Raw genomic sequence first — 19995 nt, forward strand, 5'->3', positions numbered from 1 at the left:
GCGGCCCCGGCATCGGCAGAAATTCGTCAGCTTACTGTTCGGGAACCAAAATTTCCCGCTTGCCCACATGGTTCGCAGCTGAAACGACACCCTCATCCTCCATCTGCTCGACCAGCCGGGCAGCCTTGTTGTAGCCGATCGCCAGCTTGCGCTGTATGTAGGAGGTTGAACACTTGCGGTCCTTGATCACGATGGCGACCGCCGTGTCATAGAGCGCGTCCTCGGTGTCGGTATTGCCGCCAGTGTTCAAACCTAGAACAGCGTCAATATTGTCAGCCTTGTCCTCATCCGGGCCGTCCAGCACACCGCCCACATAATCCGGTGGGCCGAATTGCTTCAGGTGGTTTACTACCTCCTCAACCTCTTCATCCGAACAGAACGGGCCGTGGCAACGGGTGATCTTGGCGCCGCCTGCCATATAGAGCATGTCGCCCATGCCAAGAAGTTGTTCAGCCCCCATCTCGCCCAGGATGGTGCGGCTGTCGACCTTGGAAGTCACCTGGAAGGAAATCCGGGTCGGGAAGTTGGCCTTGATGGTGCCGGTGATCACATCGACCGAGGGACGCTGGGTTGCCATGATCAAGTGAATGCCCGAAGCACGCGCCATCTGCGCCAAGCGTTGGATGCAGGCTTCGATCTCCTTGCCTGCGACCATCATCAAATCCGCCATCTCGTCAACGATCACAACGATGTATGGCAGCGCCTTCGGTTCGAACTCTTCGGTCTCGAACACCGGTTCGCCGGTGTCTTCGTCAAAACCTGTCTGCACCGTGCGCGAGAACATCTCACCCTTGGCCAGCGCTTCCTTTACGCGGCCGTTGTAGCCGGCGATGTTGCGCACGCCCATCTTGGACATCTTGCGGTAGCGGTCCTCCATCTCACCCACCACCCACTTGAGGGCAACGACCGCCTTCTTCGGGTCTGTCACAACGGGCGAGAGCAGATGCGGGATACCGTCATAGACGGAAAGTTCCAGCATCTTGGGGTCGATCATGATCAGGCGGCATTCGTCCGGTGTCAGCTTATAAAGCAGCGACAGGATCATCGTGTTGATCGCTACCGACTTACCGGAACCAGTGGTACCGGCAATCAGCAGGTGGGGCATCTTAGCGAGGTTTGCCACCATGGCATCACCGCCGATGTCCTTGCCCAGTGCCAGCGGCAGCGCGTGATTGCCGTCGCCGAAATCGCGTGATGACAGGATCTCGCGCAGCACAACCTTCTCCCGCCTCTCGTTCGGCAGTTCGATACCAATCACGGTGCGGCCCGGCACAGTGGAAACCCGTGCGGACAGCGCAGACATGGAACGGGCGATGTCATCCGCCAAACCGATCACGCGGGAGGCCTTGAGGCCCGGCGCAGGCTCAAGCTCATACATGGTGACAACAGGGCCAGGGCGGACCGAGACGATCTCACCTTTCACGCCATAGTCGTCCAGCACCGTCTCCAGCATCCGGGCGTTTTCTTCCAGCGCCTCATCGCTCAAGTGGTGGCGCTCAATGCTGACCGGGTTGGTCAGCAGGTTCAGCGGCGGCAGTTCAAAATCGCTTTGGCTGTCGTCAAAAGCCAGGTTCGGCTGGGCTTCGGCCTTGGCGCGTGCAGAAGGCTGTACCGGCTTTCGCACCGTTTTTTCCACCACCGCCTTGCGCGGCTCTGCTACCGGCAGGTCAACCGTCAGCCGTGGCCCCGGTGCCTTGGCTGCCTCGGAAGCCTCCTCAACGAACACCGCTGCATCAGGCAAGGTCTCGGCCGGCACATGGTCAGGAGTCAGCGTTTGGGGTGCATCACCAACCCCGCTGCTGCTGATTTCCGGCTGAACATTTGCATCCGGCGCCTGAGGGACAAATGCCCCTTCCTCAGGAGCCTGCCAGGACAGCGGCGGCTCTGCTCTCAGAGGTTGCGCGGGGTCATGGATCGAAGTCAGGGGAGGTTCAGCAGGCAAGCCGCTTTGGGCGGCTGCGGGATTAAAGATCAGCGGAGCCGGGCGCTGGCCGCGCCCCTTGGTCAGCGGCAGGTTCGGATCCAGCTCTGGCGGGGTATCAGCCGCTCGGCGGATTCTTACTGCATTGGCGATTTTCCTGGAAATGCGGTCTTCGCCGTCGACGCTTTCGCCTTCTGCCTCCTCTTCACCCTCAAAACCCGCCTCAGTGGCATAGGCGTTTTCCGAAGCGGCGGCAGAAGGCGCCGCACGGCGGATCAGGCTAGGCACACGCGACAGCAAGCCACCCTTGGCCGGGGCTTCAGGCTCTTCCTCAAAGGCACCGGCTGAATAGGTTTCTTCCGGATAGTCCTCGAACATTTCAGGATCGGCTTCGTCACTGACATAAGCGCCATCGTCATGCACGCGTTCTGCCCGCTCCCGGCGGTAGGTCATTGCAGCCTGCAGACCACTGGAAGCACCACGGCCAAGCAGGGCGGCCACTGCACCATATCCCAGAATGAGGCCAATCATCACCTTGTTCAGCCCCTTCTTCACCTCGGGCCAGGTGAAACCCAGCACCGCGCAGCCAAGCGCCAGCATGCCTGCCGCACTCAGCAGAGACATGATCTTAACCATAAAATGCAGCCCGACCGGCAACAGCGCCAGCAGCGCGCCCAGGAAGGTGTAGCCAACCATGCCGCCAAGGCCGAAATCATAGTTCTGCTGCCAGCTGGTGCTGGCGTTCAATGTCTCCATGTGCAGGGCTACCACAAGCAGCCATGGCACTGACAGCAATAGCGGCCAGACGACGCGGTCCTCGCCCTTGTGCAGCACAAACCGCAGGCCCCAGGCCGACAGGAACAGCGGCATTGCCCAGCTGGCCTTGCCAAACAGGGTTATCAGGATGAAAGAGACAGACGCGCCCGGGCGGCCCAGCCAGTTCTGCACCGGCGCGTCGGTGGACACCGTCCAGTTCGGGTCCTCTGGCGTGTAGGAACCGAGCATGGCCGCAACCATCAGCCCCACCAGAATCAGAGCAATCCCGATCAGTTCCTTGCCGCGCTTTTCAATGGCCGCCTGCATATTGCTGTCGAGCAGCGGATCGCGGCTGCGGGTTTGAAATGCCATGCCTACCTCAGTTCCGTTTCATTTACCCCTGCCCCGCTGTTCACCGCGGGGTCACAGGCCTGTCCGTTCTTGGTTTTGGCTGCGCGGCCCTCAGCCAAGGGCCGCTCAGCAGAATTCAGTAAAGACAGCCGCGCAGCGTGCTCAGCGCTTTGCGGGTGTCCTCAGCGGGGGCGACCAGCGCCACCCGGATATACGTCTCGCCCGGGTTCTGGCCCGGCACGCCTTGCGCCAGATAGGCGCCGGGCAGCACCCGCACTCCGGTTTCCTTCCACAGCTTCAGCGCGGCCTGCTCGCCGTTGTCCACCGGAAGCCAAAGGAAAAAGCCCGCCTCGGGCGCCATGTAGCCATTGAGGCCATCAAAGACCTCATCCGCAATTTTGTATTTTTCCTGATAGAGCGCACGGTTCACCGCCACATGCGCCTCATCCGCCCAGACCCTGGCGGCGGCGGCCTGCAAGGGGCCCGGCAGCGGCGCACCGGAATAGGCACGCAATTGTTTGACCCGCTTGATGGTCTCCGCCCCGCCCGCAATCAGCCCTGAGCGCAGCCCCGGCAGGTTCGAACGTTTCGAGAGCGAGTTGAGCAGCACCACCCGTTCGGGGTCGGCACCCCGTTCCTGCGCAACGGTCAGCGCACCCACGGGGGCCTCATCGCGGTAGATTTCGGAGTAGCATTCATCCGCGAAGATGCGGAAATCGTATTTTTCCGCCAGCTCGATCAGCCGGGTCCAATAACCGCGCGAAGCCACAGCGCCCTGCGGATTGGCGGGTGAGCAGATGTAGGCGACCGCCGTACGGTTCAGAACATCCTCGGGCAGATTTTCGTAATCCGGCAAATGGCCGGTGGCGGCGGTTGCAGGCACGAAAACAGGCTCTGCACCGACAGAAATCGTCGCCACCATATAGACTTGGTAAAAGGGGTTCGGGATCAGAACCACGGGTTTCTGACCGTTCTTCTGCTCCGGGCACAGTGCCATCGCGGCGTTGTACAGCCCCTCGCGGGTGCCATTCAACGCCATGATCTGCGTCTCGGGGTCCGTGGTCACGCCATAGCGGCGATGGATCCATTCCGAAATCGCACCGCGCAGTTCCGGCGTGCCGTCGTTGTTCGGGTACTGGTTAAACCCGGCGGCATTTTCGGCGATGACATCGGTGACCCAGGCCGGAAACGCATGTTTCGGCTCGCCAATGGTCATATGCACCACATCCCCGCCGGGGGTGTGATGGTCCAATAACGCCCGCAGGCGCGGAAACGCATAGGCTGGCAGGTTCGAAAACCGCTCAGGAAAATCCATATCTTGTGCCTCGGTCACGGGATCATTGGCGCCCCGTTTGCGCCTCAGGTTACAGGGGGCGGGCGGACGCGTCCACCCGGTGATGAGGCCGCTGGGCCGAATGTGGCTTTCAGGCCAAGGCACACTCGATCGCGGCACCGGTGCGCAGCAAGGCCTCCTCGCAGTCCGGCTGCCCCAGCACCTGAAGCCCGCAGCTTGGGATGCCGGTGGGCAACGACAGGCCGCACAGCCCCATCAGATTGCCGATCCGGGTGTTGCGCAGCGCCATCAGGTTGGAACGGACGTAATAGTCGTGGTCGCTCTGCAGCCGCTCCAGGTTGGGCGGCAGGATCGGCGAGACAGGGCTGAGTACCGCTTCAAATCCGGCCACCGCCTGATCCCAGGCCATCCGGCATTGCTCCAGCTTGGCCCATGCCGCGACATAATCCGCTCCGTTGAACTGCGCGCCGGAGCGGAAGCGTTCCAGAATCTCCGCATACATCAGCTGCGGAGACGCTTCGATCACGTCCTTCCACAATCCATAGGCCTCTGTCGTGTAGAGAATCGGGCTGAGGCCCATCGCCTCGTCCAACGCAGGCACCTCAAGCGGCACGATCTCTGCCCCGGCGTCTTTCAGCCTTTCCAGCGTCTCGCGATGGGCGGCGGCAACTTTCGGATCAAGATCGTCCTGCGCCACGTTCTGCAAATCGGCAAACCGGCGGCCTTTCAGGGCGCCAGGATTGCGCAGGTCAGGACCCGCGGTCCCTTCCAGCACGCCCAGAAGCAGCCCGGCATCTTCGACTGACCGGGCCAACGGGCCGACGGTGTCAAACTTCAGGCACAAGGGAACGACACCCTCCAGCGTGATCCGGCCGGAGGTTGTCTTGAGCCCCACAAGATCATTCCAGGCTGAGGGAATACGAACCGAACCGCCCGTGTCAGAGCCAATTCCACCCGCCGCCAGTCCATATGCCACAGAGGCGGCCGCGCCGGAGGACGACCCTCCCGGCGCGGCCGCCTGGTCATTCACGCAGGGTGGTGTTTCCTTGACCGGGTTAAAGCCAAGGCCGGAGAACGCCAGCTCGCTCATGTGGGTTTTGCCGAGGCAGACCGTGCCCATGAGCGTTGCATTGGACAGCACGGCGGCATCCTGATCCGGCACTCGCCCCTTAAGCAGATCCGAACCGGATTCGGTTGCAGTGCCTGCGCTGTCGAACAGGTCCTTCCAGCTGATCGGCACCCCGTCCAGCAGCGAGCGGCGCAAACCCAAACGGGCACGTTGCTCAGCCGCCTTCGCCTCCGCCAGCGCGCGGTCATGGGTCACCTGCGTGTAGATCCGGTCTTTCAGGGGATGCGAGTCGATGGCCTCCAAATAGCAACGCGTTAGCGCCACCGGACCAATCTCACCGGCTTCAATCCCGCGTCCCAAATCGGCGGCAGTCATCGTCAGCCAGTCTTGCATCAGCATCTCTCCTCTTGGCAGCTGCCGGAGACGGTAGCGGCAGCAGGACGCAGGCACAATCCCGCGCTTCCTGCATGGACAATCCCGCCAGCAGGCGCATATTGCGGGGCATGAAAAATGCGTCCGATATCCTGATCGTAGGCGGCGGGCTGAATGGTCCGGCCCTGGCTCTGGCCCTAGCTCAGACCGGCCACAGCGTTACCGTCGTCGATTCTCTGTCCCCAGACAAATTGGCCGACGAGTGTTTCGACGGCCGCGGCTATGCGCTGGCGCTTGCCTCGCAGCGGCTGCTGCAGCAGACCGGCGTCTGGCAGCATATCGGGGACAATGCGCAACCCATGCTGGAAATTAAGGTAACGGACGGCCACGCGGGCCACGGACCGTCGCCGTTTTTCATCCACTTCGACCATGCGGAGCTGGAAGAAGGCCCGATGGGATATATGGTCGAGGACCGCTTCCTGCGCCGCGCCTTCCTGCAGGCGATGGAATATGCGCCCGGTATTACCCTGGTGTCCGGACGCACAGTAGTCACGCAAGCGCCGGATCAGACTGGTGTGACAGTCACGCTGGATGACGGCGGGGAGCTGCGCGGCCAGGTGCTTGTCGGCTCCGACGGGCGCCGCAGCGGTACTGCGCAACGGGCCGGTATCAAAAGGACTGGCTGGGACTATGGCCAGACCGCGCTGGTCTGCGCCATCGACCACGAAAAGCCGCACCACGGCATTGCCCACCAGTTCTTCATGCCGCCCGGGCCGCTGGCGATCCTGCCGCTGCCGGGCAACCGGTCGTCGATTGTATGGAGCGAGCGGACCGAGACCGCCAAGGCGATCCACGCCCTGGATAACGCGGATTACATCCAGGCGCTGCGACCCAGGTTCGGCGATTTCCTGGGAGAGATTTCCCTGGCCGGGAAGCGTTTCACCTACCCGTTGAACCTGACCATCGCCAACAGCTTCATCGGCGACCGGATGGCGCTGATCGGAGATGCCGCGCACGGGATGCACCCGATTGCGGGCCAGGGGCTGAACGCAGGCCTTCGCGATGTCGGCGCGCTGGCGGAAGTTATCACTGAGGCCACCCGGCGGGGCGAGGACATCGGCTCCTCCATGGTGATGGAACGCTATCAGCAGTGGCGCCGTTTCGACACCGCGTCGCTTGCAGTGGCGACTGACGTGTTCAATCGCCTGTTCTCCAACGACAACCCGCTTCTGCGGCTAGGCCGGGACATCGGCATGGGGCTTGCGGGCACCATGCCTGGGCTACGCCGCGGCTTCGTGCGCGAGGCGGCCGGTCTGACCGGTGATCTGCCGCGGCTGCTGAAAGGGCAAGCGATTTAATGTTGGGCGGGTGCCGCCCGTCGGATTAGTCCAGCTCGCGCGCCTCATCCACCAGCATCACCGGGATGCCGTTGCGGATCGGAAAGGCCAGATTGGCCGCACGCGAAACCAGTTCCTGCGCCTGGGCGTCGTATTCCAGCACCGTCTGGGTCAAAGGGCAGACCAGTGCTTCCAGCATCCGCCGGTCAAAGGCTGGCGCCTGTGTCTCGGTCATTGCAGGGTTTCCTCCTGAGAGCCGCCGCGCAGGGCAAACTCAATCAAAGTGACAAGCGTTTCCCGCCTTGTGGCAAGGCAGGGAGCCTCGAGCAAGGCCTGTTTCTCCTCGGTATCGAATTCCAGCAGCATCGCCAGTGAATTGATCAGCAATTCGTCATCCGCATCCTTCAGTGCTTCCCAGTCGGTAGACAGATTCCGGGCGGAAAAGAAACGGTCAAGGAGATCCAGGAAAGAAGGGCGGTCAAGGGATTCATCCGCCTCGCAGCGCCCCAGATCCCTGTCAAACCCTGCCCAGCTGACATCACAGCGCCGGTAGGGTGTGAATCCGTTAGCCTCACGGGTGATCCTGAACCGGGAGACCCCAGACAGAGTGACAAGGTACCGGCCGTCTTCTGTTTCGGAGAACTGCGTCACCCGGCCGGCGCAACCGATGCTGTGCAGTTCCTCTCCGTTTCCGTGCGGGAGAGGACACGGCTGCACCATACCAATCAGCCGTTGCCGCGTTTTCAGTGTATCTTCAAGCATTTGCAGGTATCGCGGCTCGAAGATGTGCAACGGCAAACGGGACCGGGGCAGCAGAAGCGCCCCGGGCAAAGGAAACACGGCGATTGTGTCCGGCAAATCGGCAGGCTGGATCATGGGACAGAGTGTAGTGCTGCCCCGGTCTTAGGCAAATATCATCGAGCTGAGTTTACGGCGCCCGTTCAGCACCACCGGGTCATTCGGTTTGAGTGCATCGAAGATTGTAAACAGCTGAGCCTTGGCGGCGCCGTCATTCCACTCACGATCACGGCGGAACAACTCCAGCAATTCATCGACTGCCGCATCAGCATCTCCCGCTGCGTGCAGAGCCTTTGCCAGCTCGAAACGTGCCTGGTGATCATCCGGGCTGGCATCCACCGCAGCCCGCAGTTCTGCCACAGGGCCCGCATTCTCTGCCTGGCGTGCGAGGGCGATCTGCGCGTGGGCCGCTTCGATCTCTGCCGCAGTGGAGATCTCTGCAGGCGCACCGTTCAGAACAGCCTCAGCCTGATCCAGATCCCCCAGTGCGATATGGGCCCGCGCAAGGCCGCCATAGGCAGCAGCGTTTTTGTCATCCTCACCCAGTATCGCCGCGAAGGTCTGGGCCGCATCTGCGACAGCCCCTTCGGCCAGCATCTGCTCCGCCGCTTCCAGCGCCTCGCCCAGGCCGCCATCGGCAGTGCCGCCTGCGGCCTCGATCACCTTCTTCACAAAGGCATCAATTTCGGATGCAGGCAGCGCACCCTGGAACATGTCAATCGGGCGCCCCTGGACAAACGCCACAACCGTCGGAATAGACTGCAGCGGCAAACCCTGCTGCGCCAAAGCCTGCGCAAGGCGCTGGTTTTCATCCACGTTGATCTTGGCCATGGTGGCCGCGCCCTTGGCCTTGGTGACGGCCGCTTCCAGCATTGGGCCCAAGGTCTTGCACGGGCCGCACCAGGGCGCCCAAAAGTCCACAATCACCGGTGCCTGCATCGATGCGTCCACAACATCCTGCATAAAGGTGGCTTCGGTCACGTCTTTGATCAGATCATCCGCCGGTGCGGCGCTGCCAAGAATTTCGGTCATCTGCTTGTTCTCCGCTTGGAACTTGCCCCCTATATGGAATCCTGCGCGCCGGAAACCAAGAGAGGAGTTTGTCAATGGCCCGCCGCAGGTTCGATCTCTTTGCCATATCAGAGCGGCTGATGAATATGGACGACGCCGCCTGGGCGCGGCATGCAAACCCGTGGAGTGTCTACAGCCGGATGTCCGTACTGCCGCTGATGACCCTGGCCATCTGGTCAAGGGTCTGGCTGGGCTGGGGCGCCCTGCTGCCGGTTCTGCTGGTGCTGGTCTGGACTTGGTGGAACCCGCGTGCCTTTGCGCGGCCTGCCAGAACGGACAACTGGGCTTCCCGTGGCACCTTTGGCGAACGGGTGTTTCTGAATCGGGAGCAGGTGCCTGTCCCGCACCATCACGTGACCTGGGCAAAAGGGTTGGCCTGGGTGTCAGGCATTGGCGTTATCCCCTGGGTTTACGGCCTGTGGGCATTGCACCCGGGTGCCACTCTGGCCGGGCTGATCCTGATGATTGGCGGCAAGCTGTGGTTCGTCGACCGGATGGCCTGGCTGTATCAAGATATGCAGGACAAACACCCTGACTACGCCCGCTGGCTGCACTGACCCGGGCGGCTCCGGCCCCCGCTGAGGACCCCGGCCTTGCCGGTTCCTTTGCTGTGTTGGGCCGGGTGCCGCGCCCAACTGATTTGGGTATCCAAGGATGCCTGGGATCAAGCGGGAGCGCTGCGAAGGAGATTATAGATCGAAAGTTGCAAAGACCGGCGCATGATCGCTTGGCTTCTCCCAGCCGCGTGCATCGCGCAGGATCTTGCTGGAGTGGGCAGCATTCCTGATGTCTGGCGTCGCCCAGACATGGTCAAGCCGGCGCCCCTTGTCGGCCGCGTCCCAATCTTTGGCCCGGTAGCTCCACCAGCTGTACAAGCGGCCGTCTGGGATGTCGGAGCGGGTCACGTCTGACCATCCGCCTGCTTCCATCACCGCCCCGAAATGCTCCACTTCTACCGGCGTATGGCTAACAACCTTCAGTAGTTTCTTGTGATCCCAGACATCATCCTCCCGCGGGGCAATATTGAGGTCACCAACCAAGATGGATTTTTTCGGCTTCTCGGTCCGGAACCAGTCGCGCATGTCCGTCAGGTAGTCCAGTTTCTGGCCGAATTTTTCGTTTTGATCCCGGTCTGGCACATCACCCCCTGCTGGCACATAGAAATTGTGGACCACAACCCCGTTTTCCAGCCGGCCAGCCACATGACGGGCATGGCCGAGACCGGCAAAGTCCTTGTCGCCGACATCCTCGATCGGCAGCCGGGACAGGATCGCCACGCCGTTGTAGCCTTTTTGGCCCCGGGCAATCATGTGCGTGTAGCCAAGTGCCGCAAAGCCTTCCATCGGAATCTTGTCCACAGGGCTCTTGCATTCTTGCAGGCAAAGCACATCCGGCCCTTCCTCCTGCAGCAGTTTCTGCACAATCGGCTCGCGCAAACGGACAGAGTTGATGTTCCAGGTGGCAAGAGTAAATGGCATCGCGCGCCTCGTGAAAAAATGCATATTTGGCGGCGATACTGCATGCGTGAGCCCGGAAGTGCCAGAGGCGTTTTCCGGCCAAGCAGTCAAGCGCAACAAAAAATGGCCGGACATAGAGCCCGGCCAAGTCCAACAGGGAGGTGCATATCATGACCCGGATATGCGCGGGTATAGGGCCACTCTAAAGACGAACCTCAGGTCCCTCTTTGACTTGGCTCAACGCCAGCAGCATCAGGCAACCAAACGGTATCCGCCTGATTCCGTCACCAGAAGGCGCGCGTTCGAGGGGTCAGGCTCAATCTTTTGACGCAAGCGGTAGATATGGGTTTCGAGCGTATGAGTGGTTACGCCTGCATTGTACCCCCAGACCTCATGCAAAAGCACATCACGCGGCACCACACCGTCACTAGATCGGTACAGGAACTTGAGAATGTTGGTTTCCTTCTCCGTTAGCCGGATCTTGCGCTCGTCTTCGGTGATCAACAATTTCATCGAAGGTTTGAACGTATAGGGCCCAAGCGCAAAGACGGCATCTTCCGATTGCTCGTGCTGGCGCAGCTGGGCACGGATCCTGGCAAGTAGAACCGGGAATTTGAACGGTTTGGACACATAGTCGTTTGCGCCCGCATCCAGTCCCAGGATCGTATCTGCATCTGTGTCGTGGCCAGTCAGCATCAGAATCGGTGACTTCACCCCTTGTTTGCGCATCAGTCGGCACAACTCGCGGCCATCGGTATCAGGCAGGCCAACGTCCAGGATAATCAGGTCGTACAGGGCTTCCTTGGCTCGCTCCATTGCGCTTTGACCATTCTCTGCTTCGAACACGTCAAAGTCTTCGGTCATCACAAGCTGTTCGCTCAAGGCCTCGCGCAGGTCCTCGTCGTCATCAACCAGCAGAATTTTCTTCAGTTGCGCCATCGGCTCGCCCTCCTGTTCTCTTGACCACAAATGCGCATCCCTTGCGCCCGCGGCAAGATTTGCTGCAAAACTCTCACGCCGACGTGTCCATGGCATGGAAATTGTTTCACATCCGTTGCATTTAGGCGTAAAGACAGCAAGGTTTGTTACAAAATAACATCGGATGCGCCGCATGAGCCTGATGCCCACAATGATCGAACTGCTGGCCCGCGCCCGGGTCGATCTGCGGATGGGACTGCCGGTTGTCTTGACCGACGGAAGCGAGACCGCGCTGGCGATTGCCGTGGAAGCTCTCACCGATGCACGCCTTTCGGACATGCGGTCCCTAGGGGCTTTGTCCCTGGCTCTGACAGCCCGTCGCGCAGAAACCCTGAAGGCGCGAGTATATGACGAGGACACTGCGCGTGTGGAAGTGCCTGCATCCGAGGGGAGAAACTGGATCCAAGCGATGGCAGATCCGTCGGGCGATCTGAACACACCGATGAAGGGCCCGCTGTCCAGCCTGCGCAGCGGCAGCGCAGACCTGCACAGGCTCGCCATTGCCTTGGCAAAATCCGCTCGCATGCTGCCCGCTGCTGTGCTTGTGCCTCTGAACGATCCGTCAGCTTTTGCGGCAAGCCACGGCCTGACCCTCATTTCACGCAGCGCGGCGGAACCGCTGCTGAGCAAAAGCTCCCCGTTGCACCCGGTAGCCGCTGCCCGCCTGCCGATGACGGCTGCAGAGGCCGGGCGGCTCCATATATACCGCCCCGAAGACGGCGCAGAGGAGCACTATGCAGTGGAAATCGGCCGCCCCGACCGCGGCAAGCCAGTACTCGTCCGGCTGCACTCGGCGTGCTTCACCGGTGACGTTCTGGGATCCCTCAAATGCGACTGCGGCCCGCAGCTGCAGGGGGCACTAGCACAAATGGGGGCGGAAGGCGCAGGTGTGCTTCTGTATCTCAACCAGGAAGGCCGTGGTATCGGCCTGGCCAACAAGATGCGGGCATATTCCCTGCAAGATCAAGGATTTGACACTGTCGAAGCCAACCATCGGCTCGGATTTGAAGATGATGAACGGGACTTTCGCTTGGGTGCAGCAATCCTGAAGAAGATGGGTTTTTCGCACGTGCGGCTGCTGACCAACAACCCCAACAAGATCGCAATGATGGAGAAAACGGGCATTCAAGTGGCTGAACGGGTGCCACTGAAAGTGGGGGAAAACGCCCACAATCAGCATTATTTGGCCACCAAGGCCCGCAAGTCCGGGCATATGCTGTAGTGACGCCTGCTGATTTGGTTCTGACCCCGGCAGGCGTCCGTTTTATGGGACGGGTGCTGCCCTGCACAATCGGCAAAGGCGGGTTGTCAGGTAACAAGCGTGAAGGCGATGGCGCGACACCGGTGGGTACTCACAGAATTGCAGGGATGCTTTTCAGGCCGGACCGCCTGCTCCAGCCGGCTCCTTGGGCGGTCCCAATTGGCCCCCGAGACCTATGGTCAGATGATTCCGCAGATGCCCTCTATAACCTTCAGGTGCGGGCACCCTATTGTTTCAGCCATGAAAACCTGCGCCGCGCAGACCCACTGTACGATCTGGTTCTGATCACCGACTGGAACTGGCCGGATGCCATTCCCGGCAAGGGATCAGCCATTTTCATCCATCAGTGGCGCCGCCCCGGTTATCCCACAGAAGGGTGTATTGCCTTTTCCAGAACGGACCTTCATTGGCTCGCTGCCAAGGTGCAAATCGGCACAAGGATCATTGTTCCTGATTTGGCTGGCGCCTGAGCTTTTCAATAGAATTCGCTTCAGTACGTGCGTTCGCCGAAAATTGCCGATCCGACCCTTACGTGCGTCGCGCCAAGGGCAATCGCTGTCTCGAAATCTCCACTCATCCCCATGGACAGGCCTTGCAAGTCATTCCGCTCGGCGATCTTGGCAAGCAACGCGAAATGCAAACTCGGCTCCTCATCCACGGGTGGGATGCACATCAGTCCCTTCACCGGCAGATTCAGCTTGCGGCACTCGGCAATGAAGCCATCCGCATCGGCCGGCATCACGCCTGCTTTCTGCTCCTCCTCACCAGTGTTCACCTGAACAAACAGGTCCGGGCATTTCCCCAACTCCTGCGCCAGCCGCGCGATTGTATTGGCCAGTTTGGGACGGTCCACTGAATGGATGCTGTCAAACAGCTCCATCGCTTGGCGCGCTTTGTTGGTTTGCAAGGGACCGATCAAATGCAGGTCGATACCTTCGAATTGCTCAGAAAAACCCGGCCATTTGCCAGCCGCTTCCTGCACCTTGTTCTCGCCAAAGCAGCGCTGCCCCTCCTCCAGCACCGCCTGAACCCGCTCGTTTGGCTGCACCTTTGACACTGCAACAAGCTGCACGCTGCCAGGTTCACGGCCGGCCTTTGCTTCAGCCTGGGCAATTCTCGATTTGATCTCTGCAAGCGGCATGGGTCCGGCCTCATCACTGTTTCGCCGCAAAAAACACTGTTTGCTCGGAAATGTTAAGAGGCAAAAAAAAAGGGCGGGTCCCAAAGGAACCCGCCCCGAATGTCACGCTAAGCGTGCTTCAGCTTAGAAGCTGAAGTGCACACCTGCCTGCACGGAGTTCTCACCAGTGTCAGCACCGGTGTTCACGTAGCCAGCGACGAAAGTTGCGCCGCCACCCAGGTCGTACTCGTAGTTGATGCCGAATGCGGTGTCGTCATTGCCTGCTGCAGTGTTTGCATCGCGGCTGCTGACCCAACCGATCAGGGTGGAAGCTGCGCCGATTTCAGCTTCGCCAACCAGAGTGATCGCGTCGGTAGCTTCGGTGGTGCCGTAGGACAGGGTTGCACCGTACTGGCCGAAGTCAGCACCGGCTGCCAGGAAGCCGACTTCGTCGTTGGCTGCAACGCTGGAGTCCTGGTAAGCACCAGTCACGAAGTAGTCGCCGAAGGAGTAGGACAGCATGATTGCGGTACGCTCTTCACCTTCGGTGGTGCCACCGGCGACAGCAGGGCTGATGGAGCCATCGGACGCGTCGGTGTCTGCTGCGGCAGCAGTAGTGACGGTGTCGTTCTGCTTCGAGTAGGAGATGTGACCGGTGAAGCCGCCAGCGGAGTAGATGGCTTCAACGCCGCCACGGCCAACGCCTGCGGAGGTGAAGGTGTCAAAGCTTGCGCCCTGGATTGCCAGGGAATTGAAGCCCATGCCGTCGATGCCGGTGCCAACCGAGGTGGTGTTCAGGTACAGGCCCGGTGCGGAGTCGATCGCGCCCCAGATGTTGCCAACGTTCACACGCAGACCGCCGTATGCGACGTGGAACTGCGGGCTGGACCAGCTGGCCGCACCTTGGGAACCGTCACGGTTTTCTGCCTGCGCGCGGATACGGCCGCCCAGGGTCACGCCACCGTCGGTTTCGGTCGAGACGTCGAACTGCAGACGGAAACGGCTGGTGATGTTGGTTTCGTCAGCGTCGGAAGCAGTCGCACCTGCAGCCGGAACCGGCGCACCTTCGTTTGCTTCGTTCCAGTCCAGACCAAAACGGCCGTAACCGGACACTTTAACTTCTGCCGCGGCCATGCCTGCGGTGGCGATCAGCGCGGTGGTCGCGAAGAGAACCTTTTTCATAGTTTTTCCCTCGGTTTCTATTCCACTGCCCAAACCGGGGAATCCGGCGTGGGTATGCCAAGGGGTTTCGCTCTTTCGCCCCCGTTTTGGCAAGACTTGGGAAAGCCGGGCGAAACGATGCGGCTCCGGATGGTGCAGCTTTGCCACAGTCCGCACTGCCCGGGTGCCTGAAACAGCCCCGATCCGTACTTCAGCCTGCCTCTAGCACGTGAAATCCTCCGCAGGAGCAGAGTCATAGAGACCAAAGCCCTTGCTCCGCCAGCGCCGCTTGCGTTAGGTGTTCGCGCAGAAAATGGCTCCGGGAGCGGTTATGAAATACGGAAAGACCCTGCGGGTATCAGTGATGGGCGCAATCTGCCTCAGCCTTGCGGCCTGCGGCGGAAGGGCAGACAAGTCGCCAGCAAGCACTGCGCGCACAACCAGCCACAAGGAAGAGATCCAGGGCGAAGCGACCAAATCCTCCGTCTTCGACTTCCTGAATGCCAAGCCGGACCAGACTGTTCAGGTGAACCGTTACCTGTGGACTGCCAGCCTGGATGTGCTGAGCTTTCTTCCCGTTCAGTCGGTTGATCCCTTCACCGGAGTCATCGTGACCGGATACGGCACCCCGCCCGGCGGCGGGCGGTCGTACCGCGCCACCATTCACATCAAGGATCCGGCATTGGACGCACGCTCCCTGAATGTTGCATTGCAATCCAAGGGCGGCCCGGTCAGCGCCAGCACCACCCGCGCGGTCGAGGATGCCATTCTGTCCCGCGCGCGCCAGCTGCGGATCGCGGACGGCAAACTCTGACCCTGCGCCCTCTGGAATCGCCGACCAAACCCCATTATCAGAAGCGCCGGGCCACCAGCCCGGCGTTTTCATGCAAAGGACCGCTCTGATGCCGCGTTACATAGCTCCTGAAATCGAAGCACGATGGCAGAAGGCCTGGGACGAGGCCGGGATTTTCCAGGCCAAACGTACCGGCGACAAACCCAAGTATTATGTACTGGAGATGTTCCCCTACCCGTCCGGCAAGCTGCACATGGGGCATGTGCGCAACTACACGATGGGCGACGTCATTGCGCGCTACAAGCTGTCGACCGGCCATAACGTGCTGCACCCGATGGGCTTTGACGCATTCGGCATGCCGGCCGAGAACGCCGCGATGGCCTCCGGCGGGCACCCCAAGGACTGGACCTATTCAAACATCGACACGATGGTGGAACAGATGAAACCGCTGGGACTGTCGCTGGACTGGTCCCGCATGTTCGCTACCTGCGATCCCGAATATTATGGCCAGCAGCAGGCGCTGTTCCTCGATTTTCTTGAAAAAGGCCTGGTCTACCGCAAGAACGCCGTGGTGAACTGGGATCCGGTCGACATGACCGTTCTGGCCAACGAGCAGGTCGAAAACGGCCGCGGCTGGCGCTCCGGCGCGCTGGTGGAGCGGCGCGAGCTGACCCAGTGGTTCTTCAAGATTTCCTACTTCTCCGAAGAGCTGCTGTCGGCGCTGGACGGCTTGGAAAACTGGCCCGCCAAGGTACGCCTGATGCAGGAAAACTGGATCGGCAAGTCACGCGGCCTGCAGTTCTCATTTGAACGCACCGACGGCGGCGAAGCGATTGAGGTTTACACAACCCGCCCCGACACGCTGATGGGCGCATCTTTTGTCGGCATTTCTCCCGATCACCCGATTGCCAAGACACTGGAAGCCGAATCGGACGAAGTTGCGGCATTTGTCGCCGAGTGCCGCAAGGGCGGCACCACCGAAGAAGCCATCGAGACGGCCGAAAAGCTGGGCTATGACACCGGCATCCGAGTCAAACACCCGCTGAACCCGGATTGGGAGCTGCCGGTCTGGATCGCCAACTTCATCCTGATGGATTACGGCACCGGCGCAATCTTTGCCTGCCCGGCGCACGACCAGCGCGACCTCGACTTTTGCCGCAAGTACGACCTGCCGGTGGTGGACACGTTCTTTGCTCTGGACAGCGGCGCGCCAGTCAAAAATGAAGCATTTGTTCCCCCGAAAACCGAGAAGGTCCGCTGGGTCGACCATTTCGCCGGCCTGACCGAGGCTACCGGCGAAGAAGCGATCAACACCACCGTCGATTTTGCGGAGAAGGCCGGCTGGGGCCAGGGCGTCACCAAATACCGCCTGCGTGACTGGGGCCTCTCCCGTCAGCGTTATTGGGGCTGCCCGATTCCCGTGGTTCACTGCGAAGGCTGCGGCGTTGTGCCGGAAAAAAAAGAAAATCTGCCGATTGCCCTGCCTTATGATGAAGGCGGCAAGCCGATCGACTTCTCTGTGCCAGGCAATCCGCTGGACCGTCACCCGACCTGGCGCAACTGCGCCTGCCCGTCCTGCGGCAAGCCGGCCCAGCGCGAAACCGACACCATGGACACATTCGTCGATTCGTCCTGGTACTTCGCCCGTTTCACCGCCCCGCGCGCCGAGACCCCGACCGACATGGCCGAGGCCGAATACTGGATGAACGTCGACCAGTACATCGGCGGCATCGAGCACGCGATTCTGCACCTGCTTTATTCACGGTTCTTTGCCCGCGCGATGCAGATCTGCGGCCACCTGCCGGAGAAATCCATCGAGCCTTTCGATGCGCTGTTCACCCAAGGCATGGTGACCCATGCTGCCTATTTGAATGCAGAGCGGAAGCAGCCCAATGGTCAAAAACTTTACCATTTCCCGGCTGACGTTCAAAGCGACGAGAATGGCAACTTCACCCTGCGCGAGACAGGCGAGAAGGTTTTGGTTGAGCCCTCGACTAAGATGTCTAAATCAAAACTAAATGTCGTGGACCCGCTGCACATAATCTCGTCTTTCGGCGCCGACACCGCACGCTGGTTCGTACTGTCCGATTCCCCGCCCGAACGGGACGTGGAATGGACTGCCTCAGGCGCAGAGGCCGCTCATAAACACCTGAACCGGGTCTGGAACCTGTGCGACCGGATCGGGGAAATGGACCGTACCGCAGAAGGTGAAGGTGACGAGGACCTGCTGCGCGAGATGCACAAATGCATCCGCGACGTGACACTGGGCATCGATTCCTTCGGCTTCAACGCGGCAATTGCCAAGCTTTACGCCTTCACGGGCACGCTCAGCAAATCCAAGGCCGGCTACAAGGCGCAGCGCGAGGCGGTTATGACCCTAGCCCAGCTGATGTCCCCAATGACCCCGCACTTGGCGGAGGACATCTGGAACCATCAGGGCGGCGAGGGCCTGTGCGCCACGGCACCCTGGCCGGTGGCAGACGAATCGATGCTGATCGAGGACACTGTGACCCTGCCGATCCAGATCAACGGCAAACGCCGCGGCGAAATCGAAGTCGCCAAAGACCTGGACAAGGCAGAGGTTGAAAAACTCGCGCTGGCGCACGAAGCTGTTCAAAAGGCGCTGAATGGCGGCGCTCCGAAAAAGGTAATCGTGGTGCCGGGCCGGATTGTGAATGTCGTTGCTTGATCGCAGAAGCCTGCTGCTGGCCCTGCCCCTGGTGGCTGCGGCCTGCGGCTTTACACCGGTTTACGCTCCAGGCGGAACCGGGTCTGAGCTGCACGGCAAGATCGAAGTTCAAGATCCTGAGGAAATCAAGGGCGCCAGCGGGGCTGACGCCTATTTCCTGGTGCAGAACCTTGAGCAACGCTTGGGCCGGGGCAGCAGCCCAGCTTATACGCTTGATCTGACGCTCAGCACCCGGGAAGAAGGTCAGGCAATTACTGCGGACAGCGAAATCACCCGTTATTCCGTCGTCGGGACCGCAAGTTTTTCGCTGACCCGGTTGTCAGACGGAAAGGTTGCATCCAGCGGGACTGTCCGTAACTTCTCCGGCTACTCCGCCACCGGCAGCACTATAGAAACGCTGGCAGGAGAAAGGGATGCGCACGAACGGCTGATGGTTGTTCTGGCAGACCAGATAACCGCACAGATCCTGGCAACCGCGGATCTCTCCGCTGCGGCTGAATGAAGCTCTCTCCACGCGAAGCCGACGGCTATTTCGCCAAGCCCGATCCAGGCAAGACAGGCATCCTGATTTATGGTGCCGACGCGATGCGCGTCTCCTTGAAACGCCAGCAGGTACTTGCAGCATTGCTAGGTCCCGGCGCTGAAGAGGAAATGAGGCTGACACGCCTGCCCGGCAGCGATCTGCGCAAGGATCCGGCCCAGCTCTTGGATGCAGTCAAAGCGGTCGGTTTCTTTCCCGGTGTCCGGGCGGTGTTTGTCGAAGGCGCCAACGACACCGCCACTCCCGCCATTGTCGCAGCACTGGAGGAATGGCAGCCGGGCGATGCACAGATCGTAGTCACAGCCGGGCAGCTGAAAGCGTCCTCAAAGCTGCGCAAAGCATTTGAGGGCCACGGCAACGCCTATGCGGTTGGCATTTACGACGACCCGCCCTCGCGTGCTGAGATCGAACGCATTCTGGGCGAGGCCGGCATCCGCGACGTGCCCGGCGAAAGCATGTCGGCGCTGACCGATATCGCCAATGATATCGGCCCCGGCGACTTTTCCCGCATGATCGAGAAGCTGGCGCTTTATAAACACGGTGACAGCAGCCCGCTGTCACTGGACGACATCGGCGCCGTCGCCCCGCAGTCGACCGAAGCCGCGCTGGATGACGTGCTCAACGTGGTCGCCGAGGGCCGCAGCCCCGAAATCGGCCCGCTGATCCGCCGCTTGCAGGCGCAGGGCACCAACGCTGTTACCCTCTGCATCGGCGCCACCCGGCATTTCCGCACACTCTACACCATCGCCTCCGCTCCCGGCGGCCCGGCCCAGGGCATCGGCCAGCTGCGCCCGCCGCTCTACGGCAAACGCCGCGACCGGATGCTGCGGCAGGCGCAGAACTGGGGCGCAAACCGGCTGGAAACTGCGCTGACGATCATCACCGACACCGATCTGGCTCTGCGTTCTGCCGGCCAGACAGCACCAGCGCTGGCCCTGATGGAACGGGCGTTGATCCGGCTTGCCATGCTCAGCCGCGCCCGCTGATCCCGAAACGCACCGTCCCGCTTGATCCGCCTTGCAGCGC

The 19995-nt window shown here is 61.0% G+C and carries 18 protein-coding genes; 8 read left to right on the forward strand and 10 right to left on the reverse strand.

Annotated elements, in window-relative coordinates; all coding sequences use genetic code 11:
* Positions 1-31: 31 nt before the first annotated feature.
* From RA26_RS14800 to RA26_RS14810, 3 genes are all read right to left on the reverse strand, one after another.
* Positions 32-3049 (reverse strand): DNA translocase FtsK, encoded by a 3018-nt coding sequence (locus tag RA26_RS14800; protein WP_039184760.1) that lies wholly within the window; start codon positions 3047-3049, stop codon positions 32-34.
* A gap of 115 nt (positions 3050-3164) precedes the next feature.
* Positions 3165-4343 (reverse strand): aminotransferase class I/II-fold pyridoxal phosphate-dependent enzyme, encoded by a 1179-nt coding sequence (locus tag RA26_RS14805; protein ID WP_039184762.1) that lies wholly within the window; start codon positions 4341-4343, stop codon positions 3165-3167.
* Between the two features lie 109 nt (positions 4344-4452).
* Positions 4453-5784 (reverse strand): amidase, encoded by a 1332-nt coding sequence (locus RA26_RS14810; RefSeq protein WP_039185030.1) that lies wholly within the window; start codon positions 5782-5784, stop codon positions 4453-4455.
* A 110-nt stretch (positions 5785-5894) separates the two neighbouring features.
* Between RA26_RS14810 and RA26_RS14815 the strand changes: the two genes are divergently transcribed.
* The gene (locus tag RA26_RS14815; protein WP_039184765.1) at positions 5895-7121 is read left to right on the forward strand and encodes an FAD-dependent monooxygenase; all 1227 of its coding nucleotides are present in this window, start codon (positions 5895-5897) and stop codon (positions 7119-7121) included.
* Between the two features lie 25 nt (positions 7122-7146).
* Here the strand turns inward: RA26_RS14815 and RA26_RS14820 are convergent, their stop codons facing one another.
* Genes RA26_RS14820 through RA26_RS14830 form a run of 3 tightly spaced genes read right to left on the reverse strand, consistent with a single transcriptional unit; the run spans position 7147 to position 8930 of the window.
* Entirely contained in the window at positions 7147-7335 is a 189-nt protein-coding gene (locus tag RA26_RS14820) for a Trm112 family protein (RefSeq protein ID WP_039184767.1), read from the reverse strand.
* On the reverse strand, positions 7332-7976 hold the full coding sequence (locus tag RA26_RS14825; protein ID WP_039184770.1) for an LON peptidase substrate-binding domain-containing protein: 645 nt from the start codon (positions 7974-7976) through the stop codon (positions 7332-7334). Before RA26_RS14825 ends, RA26_RS14820 begins: the two co-directional genes overlap by 4 nt.
* A gap of 27 nt (positions 7977-8003) precedes the next feature.
* Positions 8004-8930 (reverse strand): tetratricopeptide repeat protein, encoded by a 927-nt coding sequence (locus RA26_RS14830; RefSeq protein WP_039184772.1) that lies wholly within the window; start codon positions 8928-8930, stop codon positions 8004-8006.
* A 74-nt stretch (positions 8931-9004) separates the two neighbouring features.
* Here RA26_RS14830 and RA26_RS14835 point away from each other — a divergent pair, with 74 nt between their 5' ends.
* Entirely contained in the window at positions 9005-9526 is a 522-nt protein-coding gene (locus tag RA26_RS14835) for a DUF6653 family protein (protein ID WP_039184775.1), read from the forward strand.
* 132 nt (positions 9527-9658) lie between these two features.
* Here the strand turns inward: RA26_RS14835 and RA26_RS14840 are convergent, their stop codons facing one another.
* Both RA26_RS14840 and RA26_RS14845 read right to left on the reverse strand, forming a co-directional pair.
* Positions 9659-10447: an exodeoxyribonuclease III gene (locus RA26_RS14840; protein WP_039184777.1), complete on the reverse strand. Its 789-nt coding sequence runs from the start codon at positions 10445-10447 to the stop codon at positions 9659-9661.
* Between the two features lie 231 nt (positions 10448-10678).
* Positions 10679-11365 carry a response regulator transcription factor gene (locus RA26_RS14845; protein WP_039184779.1) on the reverse strand — a complete coding sequence of 229 codons (687 nt, stop codon included), beginning with the start codon at positions 11363-11365 and terminating at the stop codon, positions 10679-10681.
* Positions 11366-11537: 172 nt separating this feature from the next.
* Here RA26_RS14845 and ribA point away from each other — a divergent pair, with 172 nt between their 5' ends.
* Together ribA and RA26_RS14855 are read left to right on the forward strand one after the other, a co-directional pair.
* Positions 11538-12626, forward strand: coding sequence for a GTP cyclohydrolase II (ribA, locus tag RA26_RS14850; protein WP_039185032.1), 1089 nt, complete (start codon positions 11538-11540; stop codon positions 12624-12626).
* Positions 12626-13135 (forward strand): L,D-transpeptidase family protein, encoded by a 510-nt coding sequence (locus tag RA26_RS14855; RefSeq protein WP_193747624.1) that lies wholly within the window; start codon positions 12626-12628, stop codon positions 13133-13135. The genes ribA and RA26_RS14855 overlap by 1 nt, the downstream gene beginning before the upstream one ends.
* 20 nt (positions 13136-13155) lie before the next feature.
* Here RA26_RS14855 and RA26_RS14860 read toward each other — a convergent pair whose 3' ends face one another.
* Both RA26_RS14860 and RA26_RS14865 read right to left on the reverse strand, forming a co-directional pair.
* Entirely contained in the window at positions 13156-13806 is a 651-nt protein-coding gene (locus RA26_RS14860; RefSeq protein ID WP_039184783.1) for a YggS family pyridoxal phosphate-dependent enzyme, read from the reverse strand.
* A 123-nt stretch (positions 13807-13929) separates the two neighbouring features.
* Positions 13930-14967, reverse strand: coding sequence for a porin (locus tag RA26_RS14865; protein WP_039184784.1), 1038 nt, complete (start codon positions 14965-14967; stop codon positions 13930-13932).
* 310 nt (positions 14968-15277) lie between these two features.
* Here RA26_RS14865 and RA26_RS14870 point away from each other — a divergent pair, with 310 nt between their 5' ends.
* From RA26_RS14870 to holA, 4 genes are all read left to right on the forward strand, one after another.
* On the forward strand, positions 15278-15760 hold the full coding sequence (locus tag RA26_RS14870; protein ID WP_039184786.1) for a DUF3576 domain-containing protein: 483 nt from the start codon (positions 15278-15280) through the stop codon (positions 15758-15760).
* Between the two features lie 88 nt (positions 15761-15848).
* Positions 15849-18428 carry a leucine--tRNA ligase gene (gene leuS, locus RA26_RS14875; RefSeq protein ID WP_039184789.1) on the forward strand — a complete coding sequence of 860 codons (2580 nt, stop codon included), beginning with the start codon at positions 15849-15851 and terminating at the stop codon, positions 18426-18428.
* Positions 18415-18930: an LPS assembly lipoprotein LptE gene (lptE, locus tag RA26_RS14880; protein WP_039184790.1), complete on the forward strand. Its 516-nt coding sequence runs from the start codon at positions 18415-18417 to the stop codon at positions 18928-18930. Before leuS ends, lptE begins: the two co-directional genes overlap by 14 nt.
* Complete coding sequence (gene holA / locus RA26_RS14885; protein ID WP_039184792.1) at positions 18927-19955, forward strand: DNA polymerase III subunit delta; 1029 nt, start codon at positions 18927-18929, stop codon at positions 19953-19955. Before lptE ends, holA begins: the two co-directional genes overlap by 4 nt.
* Positions 19956-19995: the final 40 nt, after the last annotated feature.

This window comes from Leisingera sp. ANG-M7 (assembly GCF_000813965.1).
In the GTDB taxonomy this organism is placed as follows: Bacteria; Pseudomonadota; Alphaproteobacteria; order Rhodobacterales; family Rhodobacteraceae; genus Leisingera.

Coding starts and splice junctions, on each gene's coding strand:
- RA26_RS14800 (WP_039184760.1), bottom strand. CDS start 3,049: ATGGCATTTCAAACCCGCAGCCGCGATCCGCTGCTCGACAGCAATATG.
- RA26_RS14805 (WP_039184762.1), bottom strand. CDS start 4,343: ATGGATTTTCCTGAGCGGTTTTCGAACCTGCCAGCCTATGCGTTTCCG.
- RA26_RS14810 (WP_039185030.1), bottom strand. CDS start 5,784: ATGCAAGACTGGCTGACGATGACTGCCGCCGATTTGGGACGCGGGATT.
- RA26_RS14815 (WP_039184765.1), top strand. CDS start 5,895: ATGAAAAATGCGTCCGATATCCTGATCGTAGGCGGCGGGCTGAATGGT.
- RA26_RS14820 (WP_039184767.1), bottom strand. CDS start 7,335: ATGACCGAGACACAGGCGCCAGCCTTTGACCGGCGGATGCTGGAAGCA.
- RA26_RS14825 (WP_039184770.1), bottom strand. CDS start 7,976: ATGATCCAGCCTGCCGATTTGCCGGACACAATCGCCGTGTTTCCTTTG.
- RA26_RS14830 (WP_039184772.1), bottom strand. CDS start 8,930: ATGACCGAAATTCTTGGCAGCGCCGCACCGGCGGATGATCTGATCAAA.
- RA26_RS14835 (WP_039184775.1), top strand. CDS start 9,005: ATGGCCCGCCGCAGGTTCGATCTCTTTGCCATATCAGAGCGGCTGATG.
- RA26_RS14840 (WP_039184777.1), bottom strand. CDS start 10,447: ATGCCATTTACTCTTGCCACCTGGAACATCAACTCTGTCCGTTTGCGC.
- RA26_RS14845 (WP_039184779.1), bottom strand. CDS start 11,365: ATGGCGCAACTGAAGAAAATTCTGCTGGTTGATGACGACGAGGACCTG.
- ribA (WP_039185032.1), top strand. CDS start 11,538: ATGAGCCTGATGCCCACAATGATCGAACTGCTGGCCCGCGCCCGGGTC.
- RA26_RS14860 (WP_039184783.1), bottom strand. CDS start 13,806: ATGCCGCTTGCAGAGATCAAATCGAGAATTGCCCAGGCTGAAGCAAAG.
- RA26_RS14865 (WP_039184784.1), bottom strand. CDS start 14,967: ATGAAAAAGGTTCTCTTCGCGACCACCGCGCTGATCGCCACCGCAGGC.
- RA26_RS14870 (WP_039184786.1), top strand. CDS start 15,278: ATGAAATACGGAAAGACCCTGCGGGTATCAGTGATGGGCGCAATCTGC.
- leuS (WP_039184789.1), top strand. CDS start 15,849: ATGCCGCGTTACATAGCTCCTGAAATCGAAGCACGATGGCAGAAGGCC.
- lptE (WP_039184790.1), top strand. CDS start 18,415: ATGTCGTTGCTTGATCGCAGAAGCCTGCTGCTGGCCCTGCCCCTGGTG.
- holA (WP_039184792.1), top strand. CDS start 18,927: ATGAAGCTCTCTCCACGCGAAGCCGACGGCTATTTCGCCAAGCCCGAT.